This is a genomic window from Chryseobacterium sp. CT-SW4, assembly GCF_048572715.1.
Classification (GTDB): Bacteria; Bacteroidota; Bacteroidia; order Flavobacteriales; family Weeksellaceae; genus Chryseobacterium.
Window position 1 is genome coordinate 1,292,349 of the sequence record NZ_CP183840.1, and the last position, 14,129, is coordinate 1,306,477.

Genomic DNA, 14,129 nt, shown 5'->3' on the forward strand with positions numbered 1-14,129 from the left:
ATGAAAACATCAGATTTTAATTTTGATCTTCCTGCCGAATTACTGGCGGAACACCCTTCAGAACACAGAGACGAGGCCAGATTAATGGTTCTTGACAGAAAGACAGAAACAATTGAACATAAGCTGTTTAAAGATGTTGTAGACTATTTTGATGAAAAAGATTTATTTATTTTCAATAATACAAAAGTTTTTCCTGCACGTCTTTATGGAAATAAAGAAAAAACCGGAGCTAAAATCGAAGTATTTCTTTTAAGAGAGCTCGATAAAGAAACCCGTGTATGGGACGTACTGGTTGATCCCGCCAGAAAAATAAGAATCGGGAACAAGCTGTTCTTTACGGAAGATGAATCTTTGGTAGCTGAAGTTATTGATAATACAACTTCCAGAGGTAGAACCCTGAGATTTTTATTTGACGGTTCTTATGAAGAATTCAGAACCAAATTGAAAGAATTGGGTGAAACCCCGCTTCCGAAATACATCAAAAGAGCAGTAGAACCTTCAGATGCAGAAAGATATCAGACCATTTATGCCAAAATAGAAGGAGCTGTAGCTGCACCTACTGCAGGATTGCATTTCTCTAAGCATTTGATGAAGAGATTGGAAATTAAAGGAATCGATTTTGCCGAAATCACTTTACACGTTGGATTGGGAACATTCAACCCGATTGAAGTGGAAGACCTTTCCAAGCATAAAATGGAATCCGAAGAGATCATCATTGATGAAAAGAATGCGGAAATTATCAACAGAGCGGTAGAAGCAAACAGAAGAGTTTGTGCAGTAGGAACCACTACCATGAGAGCATTGGAAACATCAGTTTCTTCCAATAAAAAGATCTCTGCTTTCAGCGGCTGGACCAACAAGTTCATCTATCCGCCTCATGACTTTGGAGTAGCCAATTCTATGATCACGAATTTCCACACCCCAAAATCTACATTGATCATGATGATTGCTGCCTTTGCAGGAAGAGATTTTATTATGCATGCCTATGAAGAAGCCGTAAAAGAAAAATATAAATTCTACTCTTACGGTGATGCAATGCTTATTTTGTAATTATATTTAAAAATAAAATAAATTATAAATTTTAGATTGGGTCTTGACTTTCAGACAGGATTTTAATCTAAAATTTATAATTTAATAGATACTCAATTTAATATTTTGAAAGATATCCGGACATTATCATTAGATCAGCTTAAAGAATACTTTGTTTCTTTAGGAGAAAAGCCTTTTCGAGCGAAACAGGTGTATGACTGGTTGTGGAGTAAAAACCTTCACTCCATCGATGAAATGACGAATCTTTCAAAACCTCTTCGTGAAAAAATATCCGAAGAATACACCATTAACCCTGTTTCTGTAGACCTGCTTCAGAGAAGTACGGACGGAACCATCAAAAACGGGGTCAAGCTTCATGACGGGCTCATGGTGGAATCCGTATTAATTCCTACCGAAACCCGTACTACGGCTTGTGTCTCTTCACAAGTAGGATGTTCCCTGAATTGCGAATTTTGTGCAACAGCAAGACTGAAAAGAATGAGAAATCTGGAAGTTGCTGAAATTGTAGACCAGGTAGCACTCATTGACAGGCAAAGTAAACTGTATTTTGACCGTCCGCTTTCCAATATTGTATTTATGGGTATGGGAGAGCCGATGATGAATTATAAAAATGTAGTTGAAGCCATCAAAAAAATTACCCAGCCCGAAGGTTTGGCTATGTCGCCAAGAAGAATTACCGTTTCCACTTCAGGAATCCCAAAAATGATAAAAATGCTGGCCGATGATAACCTTAGGGTAAAGCTGGCCTTATCACTTCACTCGGCAATAGAAAAGAAGCGTAATGAAATTATGCCTTTTTCCGATAAGTTTCCACTGACAGAAATTATGGAAGCCCTTCAGTACTGGTATGAAAAGACCGGTTCAGTAATTACCTTTGAATACTGTGTATGGAAAGGAATCAATGATAAAGATGAAGATATAAAAGCCCTTATTAAATACTGTAAGCAGGTTCCTTCTAAAGTTAATTTAATTCAATATAACCCTATCGGTGACGGGAAATATGACCAGTGTAATAAAGAAGCGGAAGAAAACTATGTCCGTCAGCTGGAAAAAGCTGGTATTACGGTGGTTATAAGAAGAAGCCGCGGAGGAGATATAGATGCGGCATGCGGACAGCTCGCCAATAAAGCAACCGATTAAAATTTTATTAAAAATCTTTTAATTTTTTTTAATACATTTCTTAAAGTCCTACTTTTGTGTAAAACTTTAAGTGATGATGGACTTCCTTCTTGGTGAAGATGGATTAGAAAACGTGTACGCGTGGGCAATTCCCTTTCATGCCACCGTAATCCTGGCCGAAATGATATACAGTCATGTCTCGGAAGCAAAGCTTTATAACGGTAAAGATGTTGCTACCAGCGTATATCTGGCACTTCTTAACTTTGGTCTCGATCTTTTGATGAAGGCCTTTGCAATGGGAGTGATGTTTTTCTTTTACAGCTATCGCCTTATCAACTGGGACTTTACAATCTGGTATTGGATCATATGTTTTGTGGTTACCGATTTTGCCTATTATGTTCTGCATTATGTGGATCACCATTCCAGAGCCTTCTGGGCAGTGCATATTACCCACCACAATTCTGAATATTTTAATTTGACTACAGGATTCAGAAGTCCTGTTTTCCAGCCATTATACAGATATCTGTATTTTTCTCCGTTGGCCTTTTTAGGATTCAATCCATGGCACATCATGGTGGTGTACGCCATAGGGCAGGTATATGGAACCTGGGTACATACCCAGACCGTAAAAAGTATGGGGTTCCTTGAATATATCCTGGTTACTCCGTCTCATCACAGAGTACACCACGCATGCAATATCAAATACCTGGACAGGAATATGGGAATGTGTCTCATCATCTGGGATAAAATTTTTGGAACATTTGAAAAAGAAGACCCGAATATACCCGTTAAATATGGAATATATCCCAAAATGCCGGATAACCGCCCCGATACCGTACTGCTGTACGAATGGAGAAAAATTTGGAAAGATATAAAACAGCCCGGACTGAAAGTGACCGATAGAATCAACTATCTTTTTAACGCTCCCGGATGGAGGCATGACGGAACCGGAAAAACGGTAAAGCAGTTTCAGAAAGAATATTTTGAAAAACAGAATAAAAAGAAACAGATGCCCGGTTAATCTGAGAGATGTATTTTTGTCCTATGAAAAAGTTTAGTCTGATCCTCGTCTGCTTTGTTATCCAGCTCGTCTTTCCCCAACAGACGGATATTTTCAAAATAAGAAAATACAGAGTGAATTATCTGAGTGACCGTATTGAGGAATCTTCAGGATTAAACTTTTTTAAAGAAGATCTATATACATTCAATGATAGTGGAAATGCCCCTGAGCTTTATAAAATAGACCCTTTGTCAGGAGAAATTCAGGAAACCTTAAAATTTAATATTAAAAATACCGATTGGGAAGCCTTAACCAACGACGGGGAGAATTTCTATATCGGGGATTTTGGAAATAATGCAGGAACCCGAAAAGATTTAAAAATATATAAAATTCCTTTCTCCCAGCCTGACTCTATTAAAACGATCTCTTTCCTCTATCCTGAACAGAAAGATTTTACCTCAAAAAATCTCAGCAATGATTTTGATGCGGAAGCCATGATCTATTTAAACGGAAAGCTTCATGTTTTTACTAAAGAATGGGCTTCCAGGGCAACGAGCCATTATATTATTGATCCGGAAGCTGATAAAGAGCAGAATGCTGTAAAAACAGAATCTTATAAGACTAATTTTGTAGTAACGGATGCTTCTTATTTCAATAAAAAATTATATCTTATAGGCTACACCAAAAAAACAGAAGTATTTCTCGATGTATTTTCTGAAACAGAACCCGGTGTTTTCTTTAAAGAATCTCCGAAACACTATTATTTAGGAAGTGCTTTAAGCATAGGACAAATAGAAGGAATTGCGGTAAATGATAAAGGAATCTATATTTCCGGAGAAAAATTCCACTCACCGTTGGGGAATACCAGGCCAAGTTTGTATTTTATTCCAAAAGAACAATTCAATCCCTGAATTTTAGCTTTTAATTTGGCTGAAAAAAATTATCTTTGTTTAATTAATAACTATACCCCCTCAACTTTAGATTGTGGCTAATATTGTAGAAGAAATCAAGCAACCGATTAATGAAGAAATGAAACTTTTTGAACAAAAGTTTTATGAATCAATGCAAAGCAAAGTTCCCTTACTTGATAAAGTAACCCGGTTCATTGTTACAACAAAGGGAAAGCAAATGCGTCCAATGTTTATTTTTCTTTGTGCAAAGCTCATAGGGGAAGTCAATGAAAAAACCTATCGTGGGGCTTCCATGATAGAATTGATCCACACGGCGACATTAGTTCATGATGATGTAGTAGATGAAAGTTTTAAAAGAAGGAATTTCTTTTCTATTAACGCTTTGTGGAAGAACAAAATAGCCGTACTGGTAGGGGATTATCTATTATCCAAATCCGTATTGCTTTCTACCGATCATAAAGATTATGACTTGCTTTCCGTGATTTCGAGAACGATCAGGGAAATGGCAGAAGGGGAGCTTCTCCAATTGGAAAAGGCGAGAAAGCTGGATATTACAGAAGATGTATATTACGAGATTATCCGCCAGAAAACCGCAACACTGATCGCAGCATGCTGTGAAATCGGTATTCTTTCCAACAGCTCGGACGAAAAGCTTGCTAAAAAGATGCAGGATTTCGGAACCTATACCGGGATGGCATTCCAGATTAAAGATGATTTATTCGATTACCTGAGCTCCAATTTTATAGGAAAGCCCGTAGGTATTGATATCAAAGAACAAAAAATGACGCTTCCGCTGATCCATACCCTGAAAATAGCCAGTGAATCGGATCGTAAATATTATTTCAATACGATCAAGCGCTATAATAACGACCAGAAAAGGGTAAAGGAGCTGATCGCCTTTGTAAAGAGTTCCGGAGGACTGGATTATGCGATAGGGGTGATGAAAGACTTTCAGCAGAAAGCCAAAAATATCCTTGATGAATTTCCCGATTCTGACGCCAAAAGGTCATTACATATTATGCTGGATTACGTAATTGAAAGAAAATTTTAACCTAAATAATTTTTACAGTTACGATAATAACTGCCAGTACTATACAAAATAATGCAATTAAAAATAAATAATCCGCAATGCTTTCGTATTGATTTTCCTGCTTTTGTTTTTTTGCTCGTATAGCCAGAAATGAGAAGAAACAGCTACAGGCAAAAAGAAGGCATGCAAGGCCGGCAAATTCGTCCAAATACGTGCTGTGGCTTATTTTCGTAATCTTTAAAGACGTAATAATAAGTAAAGAAAATCCCAGGAGATTACTCGAAGCATTCAAAATATGAGGGGATTTTTTTTCCATATGATATTATTTTATCCAAAGTAATATACAAAATTTATTATTATCAAATTTTTAAAAAACATTATCAAAAATTAAAATTAATTTAAAAAGTGTATATTCGCGAATACCAAAAATTTTTATATTTGTAGAATATCCATAGGCTATGCAAACAACTTATATTGAAACTCAGCAGATTTCCTTTCAGGATTTCAAAAACCAGATACTTGAAGACTACAAACTGGGAAGGATTTCCCGTGAAATGTCTTACTTAGGAAGAAGAGAAGTACTTACCGGAAAAGCCAAATTCGGAATTTTCGGTGATGGTAAGGAATTACCTCAGTTGGCTATGGCTAAAGTTTTCAGGGATGGAGATTTCCGTTCCGGATATTACAGGGACCAGACGTTTGCGCTGGCTGTAAATGCTTTAACTGTTGAAAGTTTCTTTGCACAGTTATATGCAGATACTAATGTAGAAAGAGAACCGGCGTCAGCAGGAAGACAGATGAACGGTCACTTTGCTACCCGAAGCTTAAATGAAGACGGAAGCTGGAAAAATCTTACCGCTCAAAAAAATATATCTTCAGATATTTCACCTACTGCAGGGCAGATGCCACGATTATTAGGCTTGGCTCAGGCTTCGAAAGTTTATAAAACGGTGCAATTCGACGGATCAGAAAAATTTTCAAAAGGAGGTAATGAAATCGCTTTCGGAACAATAGGAGATGCCTCTACTGCCGAAGGTCATTTCTGGGAAACACTGAATGCCGCATGTGCGCTCCAGGTTCCTATGATTGTTTCTATCTGGGATGATGGGTATGGAATTTCCGTTCCTACCAGAAATCAGAGGGCAAAAGCTGATATTTCTGAAATGCTGAGCGGATTTCAGAGAAAAGAAGATGAGCAGCAGGGTTGTGAAATCATTCAGGTAAAAGCCTGGGATTATCCGGCATTACTGGATGCCTATGCCAGAGCCGAACATTTTGCAAGAACAGAAAGTATTCCTGTAGTAGTACATGTCATCGAGGTAACTCAGCCCCAGGGACATTCTACATCAGGATCTCATGAAAGATATAAAAGTGAAGACCGCCTTGCCTGGGAGTCAGAGTTTGACGGACTTGCCAAATTCAAAGAATGGATCCTTAATTATTCCATAGAAATAGACGGCAAAGAAGAAATTATAGCATCTTCCGAAGAACTGGAAACCATCGACTCGGAAGCAAAAAAGATGGTGAAAGCAGGTCAGAAAGCGGCATGGGAACACTATCAGAAAGCTATTACCGATTTAGAACAGTCCGTATTGCCATTAGTGGAAAGTCTTAAAGGTCAGAATTCTGAAATAGAAAATTATATTTCCCAATATAATAAGTTGGTTTCCAAAGCAAAGAAAGACGTCTTCCATCTGGTTAGAAAATCTCTGTTGGCTACAAGAGGTTCCGATTCTCCGGAAAGAAGCCTTTTAATGCAGAAATACAATGAAATTTCTGAAATAGAAAAAGATAACTATTCTTCCCATTTGTACTCCCAGTCTCAGTGGAAAGCAACTAACGTAAAAGAAGTTAAGCCTGTATATTCCGACAATTCGGAAGATGTGGACGGAAGAGTAGTGGTAAGAAATAATTTCGATAAGATCTTTGAAAAATATCCTCAGACCCTTGTTTTCGGAGAAGATGCCGGAAATATCGGAGATGTGAACCAGGGATTGGAAGGAATGCAGGAGAAATATGGAGCGGTACGTGTTGCTGACACCGGAATCCGGGAAGCAACGATTTTAGGACAGGGAATCGGTATGGCAATGAGAGGGTTAAGACCTATTGCTGAAATTCAGTACCTGGATTATATATTATACTGTTTACAGGGAATGAGTGATGACCTTGCAACGGTTCAGTACAGAACCAAAGGAGGACAGAAAGCCCCTTTAATTATCAGAACAAGAGGACATAGACTGGAAGGAATCTGGCATTCAGGTTCTCCTATGGCCGGAATTTTAAACCTTTCCAAAGGAATTTTGGTATTGGTCCCTAGGAACCTTACCAAAGCTGCCGGGTTCTATAATACCATGCTTCAGGCAGATGAGCCTGCAGTAATCGTAGAATGCCTGAACGGCTACCGTCTAAAAGAAAAACAACCGGATAACTTAGGTGAATTTACTGTTCCGGTAGGAAAAATAGAAGTTACAAAAGAAGGAAAAGATGTGACATTAGTGACTTACGGATCCACCTGGAGAATTGTAACGGAAGCTGCCAATGAACTGGAAAAATTAGGAATTTCTGCAGAGGTGATCGATATCCAGTCTTTGATTCCATTTGACCTTTCTCACGAGATTGTAGAAAGCGTGAAAAAGACCAACAGGTTAGTAGTAATTGATGAAGATGTGGAAGGCGGAACATCCGCATTCATTCTTCAGCAGATCCTTGAAAAGCAAAAAGCATTCAGATATTTGGATTCTGATCCTTTAACGATCTCTGCAAATGATCACCGTCCTGCGTATGCAAGTGATGGAGATTATTTCAGTAAGCCGTCGGCAGATGATATGGTAGAGAAAATCTATGCGATGTTTAATGAAACCAATCCTCAGAAATATCCGGCGATATTTTAATGAAGGTTAATGATAAAAGTAAACCGCTTTCTTTGGGAAGCGGTTTTTTTATTGAAATTAAGTTTTGTAGATTAAGCTTTTGCCAACTTTGTCTTCTCTTTATTGGAAGTGCTGCATTCTTCCGAGTGTAATTCTTTATTCTGATAAGTAGCTTCCCATTCCTCCAGCATATGAAAAATAGGAAGAAGTGCCAGTCCTTTCTCCGTAAGGCTGTATTCAACCCTTGGAGGCAGCTCCTTAAATTCCTCCCGTACAATTAAGCCATCCGTTTCCATTTCTCTTAGCTGATCCGTTAAAACTTTCCGGGAGATAACATTGATCCGTGCCGCAAGCTCCCCGAAACGTAATTTTCTGTCTTTGGTTACCAGTACGATAATCGGCTTCCATTTGCTTCCTAAAACGGACATGGCTTTTCCCAGAGGACAGCTGTATTGCATTAATTCATTCTTTTTCATGTGAAGATGTATTTAAGGTAAAAGGAGATCAATATTTAATAAGTTACTTAAATGTTACTAACATCAGTTACTGCGAAGTTACCACTTTTTTTTATTAAAAGATACAAAAACGAACTATTATTAGTTACTTTGTGTAACAATTATGAATTTAAAAAAATAAAACAATACAAAATGAGTACAGAAGCATTATTCACGCCATTCAGTTATAAAAATCTTCAGCTTAAAAATAGAGTAGTAATGGCTCCCATGACCAGAGGACAATCCGATAACGGAATACCGACACAGGCCATAGCTGATTACTATGCAAGAAGAGCAGCTTCAGAAGTAGGCTTGATCCTTTCGGAAGGAACCGTAATCAACAGACCTGCATCAAAAAACTTACCGGGCATTCCTGATTTCTATGGAAACGAAGCATTACAGGGATGGAAGAACGTAATCGATAGTGTTCATAAGAATGGAGGAAAGATGGGCCCTCAGATATGGCATGTAGGTGATACCAGAATGTCAGAGGAATATCCCGCTGTGCCTATGGAATCTCCGGCTACGATGTCCCTCGAAGATATTCAGGATACAATTGCGCAGTTTGCAGCATCCGCAAAATCAGCAAAAGATCTCGGATTTGACTGTCTTGAAATTCACGGAGCTCACGGTTATCTTATTGACCAGTTCTTTTGGGAAGTGACCAATACCCGTACGGACGAATATGGAGGAAAAACATTAAAGGAAAGAAGCCGTTTTGCAGTAGATATCATTAAAGCTATCAGGGCGGCAGTAGGTAACGATTTTACAATCATTATCCGTCTTTCCCAATGGAAGCAGCAGGATTATAAAAGCAGGCTGGCACTTAGCTCCAATGAAATGGAAGAATGGCTTATCCCAATGAAAGAAGCAGGCGTAGATATATTCCACTGTTCACAGCGTCGTTTCTGGGAGCCGGAATTTGAAGGTTCGGACCTGAATTTTGCAGGATGGGCCAAAAAAATAACGGGTCAGCCAACCATTACCGTAGGATCAGTAGGTCTAAACGGTGACTTTATGGGAGCATTTGAAGGAAAGGGATCTGAAACAGCTGATCTGTCAGAATTACTGCGCAGGCTGGATCGTCAAGATTTTGATCTGGTAGCGGTAGGGCGTGCCATCCTGAATGATTACCAGTGGGTGAAAAAAGTAAAAGAAGGAAAGCTTGAGGAATTAGCAGATTTTTCAGCATCAAGCTTAGAGACTCTATATTAAAAAAGAAATAATTTCTATTTCGATTCGCTTAATGAAAACAGCTCTCAGATTTCTGAGAGCTGTTTTTTTAACAATATAAATATCTAATTTGCCATTAAGGCAAAAGTGATTTATAAACCGATACTTTTACTTGGTTTCAATTGCTTTAAAATGTTCTTTGGAATAGCATTCTTATGAACCAGAATAGCAGTTGACTTATATTCTACATAAGGTTTGGTTACATACAGGTAACCCTCAAAATCATTGGTGACACCCCATGAATTTTTAACCATATAATATTCTTTTCCCGTTTGATCTTTAGCAAGTCCTACGATGTGCATTCCGTGATCATCCGTTGTAGAAAGATTGTTCAATGCTCTCTGACGCATATCTTCGGTGATTGCTTTATCTTTCTTAGGTTCGGTGAATAGGTTCTTTTTCACCTCAGGAGTTATCTGATCCAAATCTAAATCAGGTACATAAGCAACTCCGTTTTTGTATGAAAAATAAGGTTCGGAAACATCCGTAGCCCATCCGATAGAATACCCTTTATTAAGGGCGTTATCCACAATGGCTGTTAAATCTTTCATAGGAACATTCCAGTCTGAGTCGTGGCTCCAGTTGTCCGGAATCGGAACTACGAATTTCTGATAGTACGGATAGTCTTTATAAGAAGATAGTTCAACATAATCTTCAGGATTGATACCTACCACCTCATTAGCAAATGTTTTAGGCGTATAGGTTTTTCCTCCGTATGTAAAGCTGGAAGGAACTTTTCCCAGATATTCATCAAGAATTGCATCTACGGAAGCCATCCAGTTATCAGAAAGTTTTCCTTTGGAGGATGCCTGAACTAAACTGTCTAATACAGGTTTTAGTTTTTCCTGCATTTCTTTGAAGTTATTAGTCGTCTGCCCTGGTTTTAATCCGCTGTATGCTTCCTGAGGGACTGCGCCGTATTTTTTGTACATATTGATCACATCATGAAGCTCACCACCATCTCCCCAGTTGATTGCTCCATTATTAAGAACATAAAGCTTAGCTTTGTCATGGTATGAATTTCTTGCTGTAAAAATTTCAGCCAGATCAACAGGTTTTTTCCCCATTCTCTGCATTTCCGATTCCAGAAAAGAGTTTCCGGAGTAGCTCCAGCAAGTTCCTGAGGAACCCTGGTTCTTTACCGAAGTAGCTCCCACTTCTTTCAGGGAAGTAAATTGAAAGTTCGCGTTTTGAGAGTGATTGTTCTTTAACTTGTTGATTAAGTCATCCTGAGCAAACATCATACTTCCGGTAGATAAAACAAGAAGCAGTGCTGCCAATTTATTATTTTTCATTAACATAGAGTTTAAATTAAAATAGTCGCATATTGCAGTGATTTGTTACAGCAATAAGTGATTATTTCCGAAATCTTCTGTAAAGATTGCTCCAGAACAAATACAGATAAAAACTAAAATTAATTTTCAGAAACTTTTGAAAATTCAAAAAATATAATTACATTTGTAATGTTAATTCAAGAGAACAGTATAATGAAACTTTCAGAAGCTAAAGAAAAGTATATTCAGACATGGGGGACATTGGCAACCAATTGGGGAATCAATAGAACTATGGCTCAGGTTCATGCATTACTCTTGGCGGAAGGAAGACCACTTTCTACAGATGAAGTAATGGAAGCGCTGCAGATTTCGCGAGGAAATGCCAATATGAACCTTCGTAATCTGATAGAGTGGGGAATTGTCCGTAAAGAATTGGTGAAAGGGGATCGTAAAGAATATTTTTTTGCAGAGAGAGACCAGTGGTTCCTTTTTAAGCAACTAGTGAAAGAAAGAAAAAAAAGAGAAATAGAACCGGTTCTCAATTCCATTTCAGAGCTGAAGCATGTAGATGAAGATACGGAAGAAGCCAGACAATTCACCGCTTTAATGACGGAGATGGAAAATGTAACAGGTAAAGTATTTAATATAATGGATCTGGCTATCAAGAGCGATGATCACTGGTTGGTAGGGAAAATCACCAATCTGCTGAAATAAGGAAGGAGTTCAATTCCTTTTTTATTTGATTTAAACTTTCAATAATTACTGAAAATACAAAAATGATAAAAATTATGAAAACATTTTTTAAATATGATTTTTATGTTCAGATGGCAGTACTATTGGTAATAGGCTGTATCGTACTGGCTGACTTAACACTGAGAAATAGTGAACTTCTTATATTATTTTATTTAGGAGTTGGAATTTCACAACTGATAAGTTATTTAATTCGTTGCTCTTATTCTTATAAGAAATCTTTATTATTTAAAATTTATGGATATCTTATCCTGCCGGTTTATCTGTCATTTCTTGTGCTCCTGCTCTTCGGAAATAACAATATGATAGCCATGGTTTTTCTGGTGTTCCCGGTTTTAGCTTTTTTCTATAGTCCGGTTATGGCTGTTTTATATGTAATTGAATGTTACCGGCAAATGCAAAAGTACTTTCCTGTTTACAACCGTTTTAAATCCATTAAAAATGAAAGATCTATTATTCAAAATATTCATGAAAATTCTTTTTAAAAAAAACAAAAGAACAAGATCAGACTTTTTAAATCTTTAAATATCAACTATGCCAAGAATTTATTTGGAAACCATTATAAAAGCCGATATCAATACCGTTTTTGATCTCGCCCGGGATATAGACCTTCACCAGCAGTCTACCTCAAAAACAAAGGAGAAAGCCATTGCAGGCAGAACAAGCGGATTGATTGAAAATAATGAAACGGTTACATGGCGGGCCAGACACCTGGGTGTTTATCAGACCCATACTTCGAAGATCATCAATATGAGAAAACCTGAGGAGTTCACGGATATTATGCTGAAAGGGACTTTTAAGTCCCTGCATCACCGGCATATTTTCAAAGAAGAGGCAGGACACACACTGATGATAGATGTTTTTGATTTTGAATCACCCTTTGGAATAATAGGAAAACTTGTTAACCATATTTTCCTTACCCGGTATCTTACCCGGTTTTTATCAGAAAGAAATAAAAGTATTAAAAACACCGCAGAATTATGAACTTTTTAAAAGCAGAATGGCGCAAACTAGCGATCATTAATTATGAAATTGCTCCTGAGGTCTTATTGCCCTATCTTCCGGAAGGAACAGAACTCGATTTTTATCAGGGAAAATGTTATGTAAGCCTTGTTGGGTTTATGTTTCTGAATACAAAACTACTGGGACTTTCGATTCCCTTTCACCGAAATTTTGAAGAAGTGAATCTGAGATTTTATGTAAAGAAAAAAGAAAATGATGTATGGAAAAGGGGTGTGGTTTTTATAAAGGAAATTGTTCCTAAACCGGCATTGACCTTAGTAGCCAACTCAATTTATAAGGAAAGCTATCAGACGATGCCTATGAAAAATCAGATTCACAGGCGAGAAGATGAACTGCTCATTAAGTATTCCTGGAAAGATAAAAGCTGGTATTCTATTGAAATTAAAGCAGAGCATAAACAACGCCCCATGGTAGTGGATTCGGAGTTTGAATTTATTACCGAGCATTATTTCGGTTTCACAAAATATAGAAATAAGACTTCGGAATATGAAGTGGTCCACCCCAAATGGAACTATTATAAAGTAAAGGACTATCAGATAGATATTGATTTTAAAAAAGTATATGGAAAAGATTTTGAATCATTGAATGAGAAAGGCCCTCTCTCTGTGATGCTGGCGGAAGGATCAGAAATCGAAGTAAAAACTAAAAAGTATATAGCCTGACGGGATATACAGTTTCTTGCTTAAATCTCCTGATTGTGATAAAGAGAAAATAATAAATAACTTATTTTCAAAACAATATTATTGAAAGACAATTAGTTACTGAAGTGTCCCTGAAATAGGGCAAAGTTAATCATGAATGTGGTATGATATGTGTATAATTAATACTAACTTTTTAATTATAGTTATTTATGTTAATCATTTATTTTATTGAAAAAGAATGTTAATAGTAAATATTTATAAATAAAAAACTAATTTTAAAAATATAAATGTCATGAACAAAATTTTAGTTCTAAGCCTTGTAGCCCTTGGCTTATCAGTGAGTGTTTCTGCTCAGAAAACGCAGGAACAAATGAATAAGGAATATGCGGAACAGTATAAGCAGATAGGCAAAGACCGCACGTTGTCAGGAGAGGAAAAAGGAAGAAAGAAAAGAGAACTTTCTGCCAAACAAAGAGAAGACAACCGTAAGTATGATGAGGCTTATAGAGAAAAGTACGGATCCACAAAAGATGAAAGAAAGAAAAAGGTGGAAAACAGAATTGATGATCTGGAAAATAAATATGAAAATGATAAAAGGCAGATTGAAAATAACAGAAATTTAAGCGACAGCCAAAGAAAAACACAGAAAGAAGCTTTAAAGAAAAATTATAAAAGCCAGAAAGAATCTTTAAAAAGAGAGAAAGATAGATATTAACTAATCTAAAATCGACCCG

The 14,129-nt window shown here is 37.2% G+C and carries 15 protein-coding genes; 12 read left to right on the top strand and 3 right to left on the bottom strand.

The window, feature by feature from the left end; translation table 11 throughout:
* From queA to ABJ974_RS05820, 5 genes are all read left to right on the top strand, one after another.
* The gene (gene queA, locus ABJ974_RS05800; RefSeq protein WP_419870442.1) at nucleotides 1–1,050 is read left to right on the top strand and encodes a tRNA preQ1(34) S-adenosylmethionine ribosyltransferase-isomerase QueA; all 1,050 of its coding nucleotides are present in this window, start codon (nucleotides 1–3) and stop codon (nucleotides 1,048–1,050) included.
* A gap of 105 nt (nucleotides 1,051–1,155) precedes the next feature.
* Nucleotides 1,156–2,190, top strand: coding sequence for a dual-specificity RNA methyltransferase RlmN (rlmN, locus tag ABJ974_RS05805; RefSeq protein WP_419870443.1), 1,035 nt, complete (start codon nucleotides 1,156–1,158; stop codon nucleotides 2,188–2,190).
* A gap of 73 nt (nucleotides 2,191–2,263) precedes the next feature.
* On the top strand, nucleotides 2,264–3,190 hold the full coding sequence (locus tag ABJ974_RS05810; RefSeq protein WP_419870444.1) for a sterol desaturase family protein: 927 nt from the start codon (nucleotides 2,264–2,266) through the stop codon (nucleotides 3,188–3,190).
* A 23-nt stretch (nucleotides 3,191–3,213) separates the two neighbouring features.
* Nucleotides 3,214–4,080: a hypothetical protein gene (locus ABJ974_RS05815; protein ID WP_419870445.1), complete on the top strand. Its 867-nt coding sequence runs from the start codon at nucleotides 3,214–3,216 to the stop codon at nucleotides 4,078–4,080.
* A gap of 73 nt (nucleotides 4,081–4,153) precedes the next feature.
* Nucleotides 4,154–5,131: a polyprenyl synthetase family protein gene (locus ABJ974_RS05820; RefSeq protein WP_419870446.1), complete on the top strand. Its 978-nt coding sequence runs from the start codon at nucleotides 4,154–4,156 to the stop codon at nucleotides 5,129–5,131.
* A 1-nt stretch (nucleotide 5,132) separates the two neighbouring features.
* Here ABJ974_RS05820 and ABJ974_RS05825 read toward each other — a convergent pair whose 3' ends face one another.
* A complete protein-coding gene (locus ABJ974_RS05825) occupies nucleotides 5,133–5,426 on the bottom strand; it encodes a hypothetical protein (protein WP_419870447.1) in 294 nt (97 codons plus the stop codon).
* 142 nt (nucleotides 5,427–5,568) lie between these two features.
* Here ABJ974_RS05825 and ABJ974_RS05830 point away from each other — a divergent pair, with 142 nt between their 5' ends.
* Nucleotides 5,569–8,001, top strand: a complete 2,433-nt coding sequence (locus tag ABJ974_RS05830) for an alpha-ketoacid dehydrogenase subunit alpha/beta (protein ID WP_419870448.1) — start codon at nucleotides 5,569–5,571, stop codon at nucleotides 7,999–8,001.
* A gap of 71 nt (nucleotides 8,002–8,072) precedes the next feature.
* On the opposite strand, the gene ABJ974_RS05835 is transcribed toward ABJ974_RS05830, so the two are convergent.
* On the bottom strand, nucleotides 8,073–8,456 hold the full coding sequence (locus tag ABJ974_RS05835; RefSeq protein ID WP_419870449.1) for a winged helix-turn-helix transcriptional regulator: 384 nt from the start codon (nucleotides 8,454–8,456) through the stop codon (nucleotides 8,073–8,075).
* A 171-nt stretch (nucleotides 8,457–8,627) separates the two neighbouring features.
* On the opposite strand from ABJ974_RS05835, the gene ABJ974_RS05840 reads away from it, so the two are divergent.
* On the top strand, nucleotides 8,628–9,689 hold the full coding sequence (locus tag ABJ974_RS05840; protein WP_419870450.1) for an NADH:flavin oxidoreductase: 1,062 nt from the start codon (nucleotides 8,628–8,630) through the stop codon (nucleotides 9,687–9,689).
* 110 nt (nucleotides 9,690–9,799) lie between these two features.
* On the opposite strand, the gene ABJ974_RS05845 is transcribed toward ABJ974_RS05840, so the two are convergent.
* Complete coding sequence (locus ABJ974_RS05845) at nucleotides 9,800–11,002, bottom strand: C1 family peptidase (protein WP_419870451.1); 1,203 nt, start codon at nucleotides 11,000–11,002, stop codon at nucleotides 9,800–9,802.
* Nucleotides 11,003–11,194: 192 nt separating this feature from the next.
* Between ABJ974_RS05845 and ABJ974_RS05850 the strand changes: the two genes are divergently transcribed.
* From ABJ974_RS05850 to ABJ974_RS05870, 5 genes are all read left to right on the top strand, one after another.
* The gene (locus ABJ974_RS05850; RefSeq protein WP_419870452.1) at nucleotides 11,195–11,695 is read left to right on the top strand and encodes a GbsR/MarR family transcriptional regulator; all 501 of its coding nucleotides are present in this window, start codon (nucleotides 11,195–11,197) and stop codon (nucleotides 11,693–11,695) included.
* A 74-nt stretch (nucleotides 11,696–11,769) separates the two neighbouring features.
* Entirely contained in the window at nucleotides 11,770–12,216 is a 447-nt protein-coding gene (locus ABJ974_RS05855) for a hypothetical protein (RefSeq protein WP_419870453.1), read from the top strand.
* Nucleotides 12,217–12,265: 49 nt separating this feature from the next.
* Complete coding sequence (locus ABJ974_RS05860) at nucleotides 12,266–12,715, top strand: SRPBCC family protein (RefSeq protein ID WP_419870454.1); 450 nt, start codon at nucleotides 12,266–12,268, stop codon at nucleotides 12,713–12,715.
* Nucleotides 12,712–13,416 (top strand): YqjF family protein, encoded by a 705-nt coding sequence (locus ABJ974_RS05865; protein WP_419870455.1) that lies wholly within the window; start codon nucleotides 12,712–12,714, stop codon nucleotides 13,414–13,416. Before ABJ974_RS05860 ends, ABJ974_RS05865 begins: the two co-directional genes overlap by 4 nt.
* A gap of 271 nt (nucleotides 13,417–13,687) precedes the next feature.
* Complete coding sequence (locus ABJ974_RS05870) at nucleotides 13,688–14,110, top strand: hypothetical protein (protein ID WP_419870456.1); 423 nt, start codon at nucleotides 13,688–13,690, stop codon at nucleotides 14,108–14,110.
* The last annotated feature ends 19 nt before the right edge of the window (nucleotides 14,111–14,129 follow it).